This is a genomic window from Oxynema aestuarii AP17 (genome assembly GCF_012295525.1).
Taxonomy (GTDB): domain Bacteria; phylum Cyanobacteriota; class Cyanobacteriia; order Cyanobacteriales; family Laspinemataceae; genus Oxynema; species Oxynema aestuarii.
Window position 1 is genome coordinate 2,947,310 of sequence record NZ_CP051167.1, and the last position, 15,385, is coordinate 2,962,694.

The 15,385-nt window shown below is 51.3% G+C and carries 8 protein-coding genes; all 8 read left to right on the forward strand.

Features of this window, described 5'->3' with window-relative positions:
* Nucleotides 1-275 precede the first annotated feature (275 nt).
* The 8 genes from adhE (at nucleotide 276) to HCG48_RS12070 (ending at nucleotide 15,222) form a co-directional block, all read left to right on the forward strand.
* Nucleotides 276-2,984 (forward strand): bifunctional acetaldehyde-CoA/alcohol dehydrogenase, encoded by a 2,709-nt coding sequence (adhE, locus tag HCG48_RS12035; protein ID WP_168569372.1) that lies wholly within the window; start codon nucleotides 276-278, stop codon nucleotides 2,982-2,984.
* A 523-nt stretch (nucleotides 2,985-3,507) separates the two neighbouring features.
* The gene (locus HCG48_RS12040; protein ID WP_168569373.1) at nucleotides 3,508-4,701 is read left to right on the forward strand and encodes a response regulator; all 1,194 of its coding nucleotides are present in this window, start codon (nucleotides 3,508-3,510) and stop codon (nucleotides 4,699-4,701) included.
* Between the two features lie 433 nt (nucleotides 4,702-5,134).
* A complete protein-coding gene (locus HCG48_RS12045; protein WP_168569374.1) occupies nucleotides 5,135-6,850 on the forward strand; it encodes a CheR family methyltransferase in 1,716 nt (571 codons plus the stop codon).
* 136 nt (nucleotides 6,851-6,986) lie between these two features.
* Nucleotides 6,987-8,063: a chemotaxis protein CheW gene (locus HCG48_RS12050; RefSeq protein ID WP_168569375.1), complete on the forward strand. Its 1,077-nt coding sequence runs from the start codon at nucleotides 6,987-6,989 to the stop codon at nucleotides 8,061-8,063.
* Nucleotides 8,064-8,215: 152 nt separating this feature from the next.
* Nucleotides 8,216-9,538, forward strand: coding sequence for a methyl-accepting chemotaxis protein (locus tag HCG48_RS12055; protein WP_168569376.1), 1,323 nt, complete (start codon nucleotides 8,216-8,218; stop codon nucleotides 9,536-9,538).
* A gap of 652 nt (nucleotides 9,539-10,190) precedes the next feature.
* Nucleotides 10,191-11,648, forward strand: a complete 1,458-nt coding sequence (locus tag HCG48_RS12060; RefSeq protein ID WP_168569377.1) for a methyl-accepting chemotaxis protein — start codon at nucleotides 10,191-10,193, stop codon at nucleotides 11,646-11,648.
* A gap of 172 nt (nucleotides 11,649-11,820) precedes the next feature.
* A complete protein-coding gene (locus tag HCG48_RS12065; protein WP_168569378.1) occupies nucleotides 11,821-13,269 on the forward strand; it encodes a HAMP domain-containing methyl-accepting chemotaxis protein in 1,449 nt (482 codons plus the stop codon).
* 624 nt (nucleotides 13,270-13,893) lie between these two features.
* Complete coding sequence (locus HCG48_RS12070) at nucleotides 13,894-15,222, forward strand: methyl-accepting chemotaxis protein (RefSeq protein ID WP_168569379.1); 1,329 nt, start codon at nucleotides 13,894-13,896, stop codon at nucleotides 15,220-15,222.
* Nucleotides 15,223-15,385: the final 163 nt, after the last annotated feature.

The following is a 15,385-nucleotide window of genomic DNA, read 5'->3' on the forward strand; positions in this document are numbered from 1 at the left end:
AAAGCGAGTTCTCGTACCTTGCTTTGCGATTGGCTTGGGGGGAAATTGAACCAGGTTAGCGATAAGTTAAGACTCGGTAAAGAGTGGGCTACCCTGGCAAAAAACCGAGATCTTCACCGAGATCTTTTAAGAATGCGTTGCGGGGGTGCAAATCCGAGGGGCGCGATCGCCAAACGCACTCACTTGTCGGGGGGCGATCGCCTTCAACCGGAGCGATCCTAGGAACCGCGATCGCATTGACGTCGTTCAAAAATCAGAAACAAAACTCAGAAAATATGACCATTCCAGTCACCAATACCCAAGAACTCGAAGACTTAATCGTGCGGGTGAAAAGCGCGCAAGCCGAATATGCGACCTATCCCCAAGAACGAGTAGACGAAATCTTCAAGAAAGCCGCCCTCGCCGCCAACGCCGCACGGATTCCCCTGGCGAAAATGGCTGCTAGCGAAACCGGGATGGGCATCATCGAAGACAAAGTGATTAAAAACCATTTTGCCTCCGAAATCATTTACAACAAATACAAAGACGAAAAAACTGCCGGAATCGTCGAAGAAGACCCCTCCTTCGGCTATCAAAAAATCGCCGAGCCCGTCGGAATTCTCGCCGGGATCGTGCCGACCACCAACCCGACCTCGACGGCAATTTTCAAAGCCCTACTCGCCTTAAAAACCCGAAACGGGATTATTTTTTCGCCGCACCCGCGCGCCAAAAAATGCACCTGCGAGGCGGCGAAAGTCGTGCGCGATGCCGCCGTCGCCGCCGGGGCGCCTGCGGACCTGATCGGCTGGATCGACGAACCGACGGTGCCCCTGTCCCAGCAATTAATGCAACACCCGCAGATCAACTTAATTCTGGCCACAGGCGGACCGGGAATGGTGAAAGCGGCGTATTCCTCCGGACATCCGTCTCTCGGAGTCGGCGCCGGAAACACCCCGGCGACCATCGACGAAACCGCTCATATTAAAATGGCTGTTTCCTCGATCTTGCTCAGTAAAACCTTCGATAACGGCATGATTTGCGCCAGCGAACAGTCGGCGGTGGTGGTCGATGCAGTTTACGAACAAGTCAAGCAAGAATTTAGCGATCGCGGCGCCTATTTCCTCAACCCAGAAGAACGAGAAAAAGTCGGCAACATCATCATTGTCAACGGACGCTTAAATGCGGCGATCGTCGGACAGTCGGTGGAGAAACTCGCCGAACTCGCCGGAATCTCGGTTCCGCCGAATACGCGGGTCTTGATTGGCGAAGTCGAGGCGATCGACGAAAGCGAACCGTTCGCCTACGAAAAACTCTCGCCGATTTTGGCGATGTACCGCGCCAAGGACTTTTACGACGCCGTAGACAAAGCCGAAGCCCTGATTAAATTCGGCGGTCGCGGACATACCTCAGTTCTCTACACCTCGCCGTCGAACCTCGAACACCGCCATTACTTCGAGGCGCGCATGGAAACCGGACGGGTGCTGATCAATACCCCTTCTTCCCAAGGGGCGATCGGCGATTTGTACAACTTCCGCCTCGACCCGTCCCTGACCCTCGGATGCGGGACGTGGGGAGGAAACACGGTCAGCGAAAATGTCGGACCCCAGCACTTGCTCAACTTCAAAACCGTCTCGGAACGGCGCGAAAATATGCTCTGGTTCCGGATTCCGCCGAAAGTGTATTTCAAATACGGGGCCTTACCGATCGCCTTGCGGGAGTTAGCGGGGAAACAACGGGCATTTATCATTACCGACAAACCGCTTTACGAACTCGGAATTACCCGCAGCGTCCAAGAAACCCTCGATCGCATCGGCATTAAATACGATATCTTCTTCGATGTCGAACCGGATCCGTCCCTGGCGACGGTCAATCGGGGACTGGCCCAGATGAACGTCTTCAATCCGGACGTCATTATCGCCATTGGCGGCGGTTCGCCGATGGATGCGGCGAAAGTCATGTGGTTGATGTACGAGCATCCCGAAACCGACTTTGAAGGGTTGGCGATGCGGTTTATGGATATCCGCAAACGGGTTTACGACTTGCCGCCGTTGGGTAAGAAAGCGATGATGGTCGCGATTCCGACGACGTCGGGAACGGGTTCGGAAGTGACGCCGTTTGCGGTGGTGACCGACGATCGCACCGGAATTAAATATCCCCTGGCGGACTATGCGTTGACGCCGAATATGGCGATCGTCGATCCGGAACTGGTGTTAAATATGCCCAGAACCCTGACGGCGTATAGCGGAATCGACGCCCTGACTCACGCGTTGGAAGCTTACGTCTCGGTGTGCGCGTCGGAGTTTACGAACGGGTTGGCGTTAGAAGCGATTCGCCTGTTGTTTAAATATTTGCCGAGTGCGTATAAAAACGGGAGTAACGACCCGAAAGCGCGGGAAAAAGTTCATTACGCCGCGACGATGGCGGGGATGGCGTTTGCGAATGCGTTTTTGGGGGTGTGTCATTCCTTGGCGCACAAGCTCGGATCTACGTTCCACGTCCCCCACGGGTTGGCGAACGCGCTGATGATTTCTCACGTGATTCGCTACAACGCTACGGACGTTCCGTTCAAGCAAACGATTTTCCCGCAGTACAAGTATCCGAATGCGAAGTGGCGCTACGCGCGCATTGCGGACCACTTGCATTTGGGTGGGGAGACGGATGAGGAGAAGGTCGAGAATTTGGTCGCGGCGATCGAAAATCTCAAAAGCGAGTTGGATATTCCGTTGACGATTAAGGAAGTGTTACCGGAAGAAGAGCAAGGCTTTTACGAGGAGGTCGAGGAAATGGCCGATCGCGCCTTCGACGATCAATGTACGGGGGCGAATCCGCGCTATCCGTTGATTCAAGACCTCAAGGAGTTGTACGTTTTGGCGTTCCGAGGCTGTCGGGTCGGGTCGTCGATGTACCACCAAGCCTCTCAAGAGGAGGTTCTCAAAGGCGACCGCGAATTTGATTCGGAGACGGTAGAGACGGGCGATCGCCCTCTGGCGGAGTCGGCGTCGTAGCTGTTATCGCCGTCAATTGAGTCCCTTTGGGGGGAACCCGGCGATCGTTCCGAACGGGGGCGATCGCCTCTTTTTGTGCTGGTACGATTGACGACGGATCGATGCTCGCACCTCGGCAATCTCACGGGTGCGATCGCCTCGATTCCCTCGAATTCAAACGAATTCAAACAAATTCAAACGCACTCTTTTCCCCGATCGCGTTCGTGTAGCTAAAATCACCAAAACTCATAATTTAGTGGTCTGACCCCCTACAGGCTTAACCCCCGATCGATTCCCATCGGACGATCGCCGCGATCGCTTTGCTAGAGAACTGAATAAAAACAGCACGACTATAGACGAAAAGAGGGGTCAGACCCCATTTTTAAAGTTTTCGTAAAGAATCGGGGGTGAACTGGAGAAAACGACCCCCAAGAGTTTAAACTTTTGGTAAAGTTTTGGCGATCGAATTTCGGGAAAAGTACGGTAGCCAAACCCAATTTAAAAAACATAAAATATAAAAATAGAGTATCGACTCGGAATCCATATGGCTGCCATAACAACGGGGTGTATCAAGCTAGAGAAGAAACTGATCGCGCTCGGCCAACAGAAGGCGACGGGAAGGCTCGTGCTGGCTCAAGGCGATCGCCAGTGGACCTTTTACTTCTTTCTCGGTCACTTGCTCTACGCTACCGGGGGGCCGCATCGAGTGCGACGGTGGGAAAGAGCGCTCAAGCTCTACTGTCCCAACTTCTCCGTAGACGCAAATAAAGTCTCGAACACCAACCTGTGGGAATATCAGGTTTTACAAGAAGCGGTCTTGCAAGAACAACTGACCCTCAATCAAGCTAAAGCCCTGTTACGCAGCATCCTCAAAGAAGTTTTATTTAGCTTACGCAACGATCCGGACTTCAGCATTCGCTGGATCGCCTCGACGCGACCGCCGTCGATGCAAATTTCCTTAGAATTGCCGCTTTCGACGGGAGAAGTCCACCAAATCCTGCAAAAAGTGCGCGGGATGTGGCAACAATGGCAAGGGATGGGATTGGAAGACATTTGTCCCGATCGCGCTCCGGTATTCGCCGAAATTAACCCCTATTCCAGCGCCAGCGAGTCCGATACCCTCTTAAAAATGACCCAACTGTTCAACGGGCACAACACCTGTTGGGACGTGGCGATCAAACGCAAGCAGCCGATCGCCGTCGTGGCGCGCAGTCTGAACCATTTCATCGAGCAAGGCAAAATGGAGCTGCGCGACGTCCCGGATTTACTCTCTCCCGCCGAACAATTGCGCCTGGTTTGTGCGGCGGTGAATCCTCCCGGGCCCCTCGTCGCCTGCATCGATCCGAGTCCGACGATGAAGCGCACCTTAGAAAGCATTCTCGTCCCCGCAGGTTATCGATTCGTCGCCATTCAAAGTCCCTTGAGAGAATTGAGCAATCTCGTCAAGCAAAGACCTGCATTTGTCTTTATGGAAACCGCACTTCCGGAAACCGACGGGTATTCCCTGTGCCGTTTTTTACGGAAAACCGGGATCTTTGAAAAGACGCCGATCGTCATGATCGGCGATCGCGAAGGGTTGAAAGAACGAATTCGGGCAAAATTAAGCGGTGCTTGCGCATTCCAAGGAAAATCAGCCGATCGCAAGCAATGGCTGGAGGTGGTACGGCGATACATTCCCCTCAAACCTCACCCCGCCGTCCAGGCGCCCAGTGAGGGCAAGATCTTATATCAGTATTAAAATAAGGGGCGATCGCCCCTTTCCCCCTATGCGATCGTCAAACAATGGTTAGAATGAGAACAGAATAGAGACATCGAAGCAATCGCAGCAAATCGAGGGTGCCAGTTGCGAGACGCTCGGGAGGGATCGAAACCACGCCGACAGTTTGCTCGACGCTGGTTTCCAGTTCGATCCCTTTGCAATTGGGGTGTTGGCGGACGATCGCGGTCGCGCGGGGCGTTCGTTTTCTTGTAAGAGCCGCATGTAGGCATCGGAGCGGACGGCTTGGGGGTGAGCCTCGTCACGATCGACGCTCAAACAGTTAGTTGCCGACGGAAGTGAGGCGATCTCACTCGTTGGCGGCAACGAACGAACTTGCCCGAACAAGAGGCGATAAGAGGCGATCGCCTATTTTGCTCTGGGACACGCTCTGGCTGGTAAAGGTTGTAAGAGAATGACTGTAGATTTCATCGAACGGTTCGTGCGGTTGATTGCAGACTACACGGGTTTGCAAATTCGCCCCTCCGAATATCCACACTTGTCTAAAAAACTGGAAACTCGTATTAACGCTTGTAAACAACCCTCGACTCAAGATTACTATCAGCTCCTAGAAGCGGCTACTAAAACGGGATCCGGGAGGGGCGATCGCGATTCGTTCGAGGGGCGATCCCTCTTAACGACGGGCGATCGCCAGATCGATCTGTCCCGACAAGAATGGAAAGAACTGATCGAGTTACTCACCACCGGAGAAACTTATTTTTTTCGAGATAAAGGCCAATTTTGGTTGCTCGAAAATATTATTTTTCCCGAATTAATTCAAAAACGAAAACAAGCTCATTTAAACGGTCAGAGCTACCGTCCTTCCCTGCGAGTCTGGAGTGCGGGGTCGTCGAGTGGAGAAGAAGCCTATTCGATCGCGATCGTCCTCAAAGAACTGATCGGCGATTTAAACGATTGGGACTTATTCATCTTAGGAACCGACCTTAATGCCGAAGCGATCGCCAAAGCCCAAAAAGGGGTATACAGTCCCTGGTCCTTTCGCAGCATGGATCCGCGTTACCTGTCCACCTACTTTCACAAACGCGGCGATCGCTGGGCGATCGATCCGTCCGTGCGCCAATTAGTCACCTTTCGCCAAGGCAACTTACTCGCCGATCCCTTCCCCAATCCCGGCAGCGACTTATACGATTTCGACTTAATTATCTGTCGTAACGTCTTCGTCTACTTCGAGCCGAGCGCGATCGCCGCGACCGTCAACAAATTCTCTCAAACCCTGAGAAGCGGCGGCTATTTAATCGTCGCCCACGCCGAACTGCACGGTCAACCCCTGCCCGGGTTGAACTCGAAAATTTTCCCCCAATCCGTCGTTTACCAACGCGGCGTTCGCCCCGCCAGCACCCTCCCCACCCCCCAAGCCTTCAAACGCTCCGCCAGCCAACGATCCGCCCAGTTTACCCGGCCCCCCGCGCCCCCGCTAACCGGAGTTCGAGCCAACGCGAACCCTCATACACCCAACGAACTGAGCCTGGACCGCGCCCGCGATCCCTTATCGGACCCCTCCCCTAGCTCCCTCCCGATCGCCGTTCCCCAAACCTTTTCCTCCCCTTCCCCCAAAGCGCAATGGGTCGCGCCCCAACCCCCCGCCGATTTGACCCTCAAACCCGAGGCGATCGACCTCTTATTTGCCGAAGCGCAAACCCTCTTCGAGCGCAAAGCCTACGGCGACGCCCTCAAGCAAGCCGAACGCATCTTAAAACTCAACCCCCGTTATTTTGAAGCCCACTGCCTAATTGCCAGAATTGCGGCCAACTTAGGCCATTATTCCCGGGCCGAAGCCGCCGCGCAAAAAGCCAGCGATCTCAACCCCCTTTCCGTCGAACCCTACTATCTGCTCGCCCATATCGCCGAAGAAAAAGGAGATTTAGACCGGGCAAAATATTGGTTCGATCGCATTATCTACCTGGACAATTCGTGCATTTACGCCTATTTAGAATTAGCGTCTATTTACGAAATGCAAAAAAATTTCGCTCGGGCGAAAAAGCTGCGTTTGATTGCCCTCAATATCGTTAAAAGACTTCATCCCGACACCCCAGTCAAACGCCGCGACCCGCTAACCGCACGAGATTTATTGCTGTATTTAGAAAATTTAGTCGGTAGAGAAGCCCAATAGAGTGCAGCAGCGCACGGCATCGGGGTGTACTTTGGGTGCAGGCTCTGCGGCGATTCTCCTGGAGAGACCCTACGCGATTCTCCTTTGGAGACGATGAGCGCGTTCGCCGCGCGACGGTCAACCTCGGTTTACAGCTATGAGCGACATTCAATCGTATCTGATTTTCACCTTAAACAATGCCCGTTACGGCGTGGACACCCAATCCGTACAAGAGATTTTTTTCTTACCCGCCTTAAGCGCCATCCAAGAAGCGCCCCCGGATATCGTCGGCTTGATCGACTTGCGCGGCGAAATTCTGCCCGTAATGGCTCTGGAACTGCGCTTGGGATATGCCCTCGGCGAATATGGGATCGCCGATAGTATTATCGTTTTAGAAAGTGAGGGAGATACAGTCGGCTTAATCGTCAATCAAGTCCACGAAGTCCAGGCGATCGCCGCCACAGAAATCGTCACCGAATTATCTTACGGACGACAAGCGACCCCCCACTCCCATCGCCTCGTGCGCGGCGTCGCCAAAACCGGGGGCGAATTGGTCACGATCCTCGATTGCCAACGGTTGATTCATTCCGGGGAATCGGTGCAACCGCTCATCGACGAGGTTCTCGACGACAACGGAGAGCTCCCCGAAAGCAGTTTAATTCTCGAAGAAGCGCCCCGAGGCCGCAAAAATCGCTGCCTTTATCCCCACGCCTCCGAGGCAGAATTGGCGATCTTGCGCGATCGCGCCGAAAACCTCAAAACCCGCACCGAAGGCGAAGACCTCGCCGGATTGATGCCGATCGCCGTCGTCGGACTCAATGGAGAATACTTTGGCTTGGATTTGAATTTAGTGCGCGAGTTTACCGACATTGACAAAATCGTGCCGATTCCCTGCTGTCCCTCGTATATTTTGGGGAATCTCAACCTGCGCGGCGAGATCGTCACCTTAGTCGATCTTCGTCATTTGCTCAATTTACCCCTCACCGATTTGGGGTCTAACTTGAAAGCGATGGTCATTCACCTCCAAGATCTCGTCGTCGGCGTGGCGATCGAACAAGTCTGTGACGTGACTTACGTGCATTCCTCCCAAGTGATGCCCGTTCCGGCGGCGATCCATTCGAGTAAAGACGAATATTTGCGCGGTACGGTCGCCTATCGCGATCGGATGATGAGCCTGCTCGATCTGGCCAAAATCCTCACGGACGGCTGTTTGGTCGTCGATGAAGAACCGTAACGGCGATCGCCCCCCGAGGGATCCTCCCGCAATCGATCCCCGCCTGTCGATCGCCCGAACCCCGATAAGATTGTCGGCGATCGATTCTGGATTGACTTGTCGGGGGGATGAATGGTGACAAGAGGTTTCGTATGCTTGATGCTGACTGAGGAATGTTAAACCCATTAAAGATAAGACAGCGTATTCTGTGGGGCTACGGGGTTCCCGTCTTACTCTCGATCTCGATCTCCGCCATTGCATTCGGGCAAATGCAATCGGTATCGCGCCAGGTTAACCGGAGTGCGAAACAAGGGGATCTACTCGTCGTCTCCGAACGGATGAGCTTTGCGATCGCACAAATGCAACAATCTGCAGCGAGTTTTATGCTCGATCCGGAAAGCGAATGGCTGGAGTCTTACGAGGAGGGAGTGAAATTATTCGAGAACTCGTCCCAGGTGGCGATCGCCGAACTGCAAGGGTCTCCCCACGCCGAAGCGGTGCGAGAAATCGTCGATTTGGGGACGCAAATCGATACCCTCAATCGCTACGCGATCGCCTTAATCCAGGGAAACGAGCGGGATCGCGCCATCCGCACGTTTACCGCCGCCGAAAGTCAAAAATTGATGCGCCAGTTAAATCAGGAAATCGCCGCTCTCGTCCGCACTCAGCATCAATTGCTTTCGCAACAGAACCGACAGAGTGAAATGACGATCTCCAGTTTGTTGCGGTGGCAGTGGATCGCCACCTCGGTGTGGGTGGTGGTGGCGGTGGCGATCGCCGCCCAGGTGTCGCGCTACGTCAGCCATCGCCTGCGCGAAGCCGTTCGGGGTGTGGCCAAGTTTTCCGGGGAAGTCAAGACCATGCTCGACCTCCAGCAAGGGGCGATCGAGCGCCAGTCCAGGGGAGTCAGCGATACCCAAGCACTGTTGGGACAGTTAAACGTTACTTCTCATCAAATTAGCTCGCAAATTAAGGGAAGCCGCGATCGTCTCGAAGTGCTCGATCGCCACGTCGCCTTTTTGTGGGAACAACTGAGTGAAATTCACCAAATTGCCAGCGTCGTTCAAGAGTTGGCTCACCAAACCAATTTACTCGCCCTCAACGCCGGAGTGGAAGCCTTACGCACGGGTTCGCCGACGGGGGGGTTCGATTTGGTCGCCCTCAAAATGCGCGCTTTGGCGTATGAAAGCCAACAGTGTGCCAATCAGATTTCCCCCTTAGTGCGCGAGATGGAAACCGCCAGTGGGGAAGGGTCTTCCCTCGATCGCGGCGTCCAAGATTTTGACACGCTCAAACAAGCGTTTGAGGATATCGATGGGGCGATCGCCCAAGTGGAAATTCACAGCCAGCAAGAAGCAATGACGGTGCAACAGTTGCTCGTCAGCATCGAGCAGTTGGAAAGTGATATCGCACAGATCGCCAGCATCAGCCAAGAAAGTCATCTCTCGTTGAAAGAACTCGACGAAGCCAGCGACGATCTCAAAAAATTATTGTAAACAATTACTGTAAATGTCGCTTCCGATCTTTCTCCATCTGGCGGGCAACGGCGAACGCGCCGATCGTCTGCAAAGGTGAATCCCTTGTCCGCCAAAATCTGTTTTAAGAAGACGAATTCGAGGAATGGGCAATTATTAAAAAATCTCTAAATTTTTTCATTCTTTTTACTTTCAATCCGGCGATCGCGTAGCGTCTCCAAAGGAGAATCGCCAGCCCGTAAAATCCGATCGCAATTGCCGCGATCGCGATGTTTCAAACACGATCGAACCCCGGATCTTCGACCCGACCGATGCGAACGGGAAAGCGTCTCCAAAAGAGAATCGCGGGGGAGGGCTCGACCCGATCGCCGATTTTGTCATGGGATTCGCCGTCCGAACCGCGATCGGCACCCGCGATCGACTCGGCAACATTTTCGTTGTTTTTTGTAATAAAAATATAGCCTTTTTTAGAAATATCTAGGGCAAGATAGAGAAAGAGAGCATTCGAGTCTAGATGGCATTAAACTTGTCCTTAACAAAAGATTCTAAATCTGGCAAATTGTATTGTTGACTTGCTGTCTCCAACCCGAAGAAGCTCTCTTCTTTTTTGTCGGGGTTCTCGATCTACAAGAAAGATTAAATTTTTATTTTTTGACAGAAAAGAGGAGTCCAAATGTTCGATGTCAAACACTATCGGATCCGATCTTGGATTATTGCAGGATATGCTCTTCCGGTATTTTTATTCTTATTGACTTCAACGGCAGTTTTTGTGAACGTTCACACGGTTCGAGAAGAAGCAGCTCTCTGGAAAGAATCCGATCGAATCGCCGATTTGATTTATAAACTCGGATTTAACGTCCAGCAATTATCGAGAGCCGCTCGGGGATACATGCTCGAAAAAAGTGAGATTTCCCGTCAGACTTACGAAGAAGCGGATCGCAACTACGAGAATTACGCTGCCGAACTCCAAACCGTCATTTCTGACGAACAGCAACGACAAAACTATGAAAAAATGACCGAATTAGTCGAAAATCTCGACCAGTTCGACCGCCAATTAATCGCCTTAGTCGATGCGGGCAAAACCCAAGAAGCGATCGCCTTGTGGAAAGCCGAAAAAGGTCGCGAACTCAGCGAAGAGATTACCGACATTCTCGAAGCAATGCAAGAGCGAGAAAACGACATCGTCGAAGAACGACAAGCGGAACAAGAGAATGCCTTAGATTCTCTCTTATCCGTGACCTTGGGTGCGAGTATCGTTTCGCTGCTCGTGGCGATCGCCGTCGGGAGTTGGATTATCTCGCGCATCAACCAGCGCATGAACGAAGCCGCCAGTACCGTCGCTTCTTCCTCCCGGCAAATTGCCACGGCGATCGAAGAACAAGAACGCACCGCCGTCCATCAAGCCTCTTCGGTCAATCAAACCACGACCACGATGGACGAACTGTCCGCCTCCTCGCGACAGTCGGCGCAACAGGCACAAGATGCATCCACCAGTGCCAACGAAGCCTTAGATCTCGCCGATAAAGGTTCGCAAGCCGTCGTCACCACTCAAGATGGCATCGAAACCCTCAAAAGTAAAGTCGGCGAGATCGCCGAACAGATCGCCCAACTGAGCAACCAAACCAGCGAAATTCGCGATATTTCTCAATTAGTCGGCGATTTAGCCAATCAAACCAACATGCTCGCTCTCAATGCGGCAGTGGAAGCGGTACGGGCCGGAGAACACGGCAAAGGTTTTGCGGTAGTGGCGGCAGAAATCCGCAAATTAGCCGATCGCTCGCGCCAATCCGCCCAAAAAATCCATAGTATTGTCAACGAGATTCAAAACTCGATTCACGCCACGGTGATGGTCACCGAGGAAGGGATCAAAACCGCCGACGAAGGGGTTCGCATTGCCGGAGACACGGCTCTAGCGTTTAACGGCGTTCAGGAAGCGGTCAACAATATGGCCGTCAACAACCAGCAAATTTACTTAAATTTGCAACAGCAAGCCAGCGCGATCGCCTTAGTCGTCGATGCGATGAATAATCTCAACACAGCCGCTCATGAAAGTGCCGAAGGGATTTCTCAAGTTAAACTCGGCACGCAACAATTGAATCAAGCCGCCGAACAACTCAAAACGATCATTTAATCGGGATCGGCGATCGCGCTTTTGCCGAGAGCCTTGCTCTTTAACGGGTATAAAGGATGGGGGTGTCGAGCGATCGCCGCGATCGCTTCCCGGTTGTCAGGATCGAGGGAGTGGCTTGGCGATCGCTATCAGGAGATCGAGACCACGATCGACTATCGAGGACAATCAGAAGATGAAACTCGGCCACATGCTTTATATCGGTTTCGCAATTCCCACCATTTCGTTAACGGGATTGGGAATTTATTCGCTCTATTCGTTCGCGAACATCGACCACCAAGTGGGTACCATTTACGACGATCGCGTCGTTCCCTTACAACAGCTCAAAAATATTTCTGACGATTACGGACTGGCGATTATCGATGCAGTCAACAAAGCGCACGCCGGACTGTGGACGAGCGATCGGGCCTTGGAGTCCGTCAATCGCGCTACGACTCGAATCGAGGAGAATTGGCAAGCCTATCGACAGACGAACTTAACCCCCCGAGAAGCTCAAGTCGCGCGGGAAGTCGAGCAGTTATTTCAACAAGCGGAACCCGCGATCGCCAATTTGCGCGCGACGCTGCGGAGCGGGGATCCCGACCGCTTGAGTGCATTTGACGGACCGCTCTATAATGTCATCGACCCGTTGACGGCTAAAATTCAAGAACTGAGCGATTTACAGTTAGAAATTGCCGAAGACGAACGGGAAAAAGCGGCACAAATTTATCGCCAAACTTTGATGGTGTTTATTCCGTTTTTGGCGGTCGCCTTAATTATTGGTTCCCCTGTCGGTTTTGTCACCATTCGTCGGGCGATCGTCGCGACTTTACAGGATATTGTCAACGCGATCGCCACGTCTTCTAATGAAATTGCCAGCACGACTAACCAACACGAGCGCATTACCCAACAGCAAGCCTCTGCGGTCAATCAAACCACCTCTTCCGTGGATGAATTAAATGCGTCTTCTCGTCAAGCCGCCAACCAAGCGGATTTATCGGCGCAGGGCGCTCAAAAAGCCCTCAATCTGGCTGGAAAAGGCACGAATGCGGTCGAGAAAACCTTACAAGAAATGACCTTACTCAAGGGAAAAGTCGAAGGAATGCGACTGCAAATTGAAGAATTGAGCAATCGCGCCAATCAAATCGGCAACATTGCCACAATGGTGAGTGATTTTGCGTCTCAAACAAACGTCCTCGCACTCAATGCTGCCGTGGAAGCGGTGCGAGCGGGGGAAGATGGGAAAGGTTTCGGGGTGGTCGCCAGTGAAATTCGCAAACTGGCCGATCGCAGTCATCATTCTGCCGAACAAATTAATACCTTAGTGAAGGAGTTGGAAGAGTCGTTGACGGCGACAGTGAGGGCTTCTAACGAAAGTAATAAGAGTGTGGAAATTGGCATGGAAATTACCCGAGATACTGCCACCGTATTTGAAGGGGTTCGCGAGGCGATCGAAGAAGTGGTCGTCAGTGTTAAAGAAATTTCTAGAAGCACCCGCGAACAATCGGCGGCGATCGAACAAATTCTCGACGCAATGCAGCATGTCAATATTTCGGCCAACGAAACGGCTCAAGGGATTAAAGTCACGAAACTGGGGATGGAAAACCTAAATATTAAGGCTAAAGAGCTTAAAGAATTAATTTAGTGGATTCGCGAGCTATTACCGATCGTTTTTTTGAGGCGATCGCCCCCTGACTTGCTTTCGCAAACACAACGTTCGATCGGCTATTTCTCTTTTAAAATGCATAGGAGTAAAGTGGCGGGTATCTCGATCGCAGCACCGAAAATTTTATTTATAATTATGGTTTTAGGAACGATTCTCCTCAGTCGAGGCTTTCGCGTTCGCGCTTCTTGACCCATGCTGTTTAAAATTCTAACAGCTAAGTATTTCAAGTATTTCATCACTCAGATATAGTCATCTGCGATCGTTTGGAATGGTCAGTAGATAGGATTTTAACCCGATTCAACCGTGGGTACGGTTCGATTTCAGTGGATAGATTCTTTTCACGGGAATGATAGGTTAGATCGATGGATTGAGATCGTAAGATTTATAGAGGATACTCGCGATCGATCGATTTTACAACTCAGATAGGATTGCGAGATCTAGCATTTCTCATTCACAATAAAGTACGCGCAAACAATCTGTCATTCCGGTGACAACGGAGATCTCCCTCAATCTCCGTTGCTGAGTGAATCCAGAATATAGGGATAATTTTGATATTAGGATCGAAATCTATCCATTTGTTCAAGATAATCGAGGTCAATACCCGTGTTCGATCGCTTAACTCTTCGCACTCGTATTCTTTTGGGATATTCCATTCCCGTACTCCTATCGACGATCTCGGCTGGAGCTGTGTTTTTTAGCGTCCAAAATGTGAAGGATTCTTTAGATAGTTCCGAATTGGGTCAAGTCATCGTTAAAAATTCTGACTTAATTGCTTTAAATATTACCAGAATACAGCGTGCAGCCCGAGGATACTTAATTCAAAAAAATCCGGAAGTTATTGATGATTTTGAAACAAGTTTGTCTAAATTAAATCAATCTAAAGAAGTCTTGAAAAATATTGACACGATGATTCCGGAACAGCGAGCGAGGTTAGAGGGAATTCTTAAAATCTCCCAAGAAGTAATCGACTTCAATCAAGAATTGCTCGAATTGGCTCAAAACGGACAAGAAAAAGAAGCTCTAGACCTGTATCGATCGCAATTCCGGCAAAGCTTGAATGCTCAAATCGAAAACGCTCTCAATGAGTTTAATAGTGAAGAAGATAAACTTCAAGATCTCAAAAATGAGAACACTGTATCGAATTTAGAACGGTTGAGTATTTTAGTGTTAGCCAGTACGGCGATTGTGTTGGGGTTGGCGTTCGTTTCAGCTTGGGCGATCGCCAATCGAATTACAGAAACAATTAAAACCACCGCCACGACGATCGCCAGTTCTTCTCAAGAAATTGCCAGCACGATCGAACAGCAAGAACGGGTCTTGCAAGAACAAGCGACCGCCGTCAGCGAAACGACGACGACGATGGACGAACTCAATGCATCTTCCCATCAATCTGCAGACCGTTCGGAGACGATGCGCGATCGGGTCGAACAAATTTCCGATCGCATCGTCCATTTAACCGAACAGGTCAATCAAATCGAAAAAATTGCGACCTTAGTCAGCGATTTAGCCAATCAAACTAACATGCTCTCTCTTAATGCTGCTGTCGAAGCCGTTCGTGCGGGAGAACACGGAAAAGGCTTTTCTGTTGTTGCCACCGAAATTCGCAAACTCGCCGATCGCAGCAAGCAATCGGCAGAAAAAATTAGTGAATTAATCGTCGATATTCGCAATGCAACGAATTCGGCGGTTGTCATTAACGAAGATGGCGGACGCAGTGTGGAAAGTATTGTTTCTGCCGTGAACTATATTGCCGTCAATGCCCAACAAATTTCTTTAAGTTCCCAACAACAAGCCCTGGCTACTCAACAAGTGGTTTCTGCGATGAATAAACTGAATCAATCGGCGCAAGAAACGGCTTCGGGAATTGCCCAAACAAAAATAGGTATTCAACAACTCAATCAAGCAGCTATACGACTGAAAGAAGAAGTTTAATTGGAAGATCGGAGTGGCGATCGCCCCTCGATTCGGTTAAGTTTAGATGGGCCGATCGCCATTATCAATGCTTTGAAGTCCGTCAGGGGTTGGGTGACTTGGTGCGATCGAAGAAATGACAGGTTCGATGGGTGCAGCTCGCGACGATCGAAAACGCGATCGT

Coding starts and splice junctions, on each gene's coding strand:
- adhE (WP_168569372.1), top strand. CDS start 276: ATGACCATTCCAGTCACCAATACCCAAGAACTCGAAGACTTAATCGTG.
- HCG48_RS12040 (WP_168569373.1), top strand. CDS start 3,508: ATGGCTGCCATAACAACGGGGTGTATCAAGCTAGAGAAGAAACTGATC.
- HCG48_RS12045 (WP_168569374.1), top strand. CDS start 5,135: ATGACTGTAGATTTCATCGAACGGTTCGTGCGGTTGATTGCAGACTAC.
- HCG48_RS12050 (WP_168569375.1), top strand. CDS start 6,987: ATGAGCGACATTCAATCGTATCTGATTTTCACCTTAAACAATGCCCGT.
- HCG48_RS12055 (WP_168569376.1), top strand. CDS start 8,216: ATGTTAAACCCATTAAAGATAAGACAGCGTATTCTGTGGGGCTACGGG.
- HCG48_RS12060 (WP_168569377.1), top strand. CDS start 10,191: ATGTTCGATGTCAAACACTATCGGATCCGATCTTGGATTATTGCAGGA.
- HCG48_RS12065 (WP_168569378.1), top strand. CDS start 11,821: ATGAAACTCGGCCACATGCTTTATATCGGTTTCGCAATTCCCACCATT.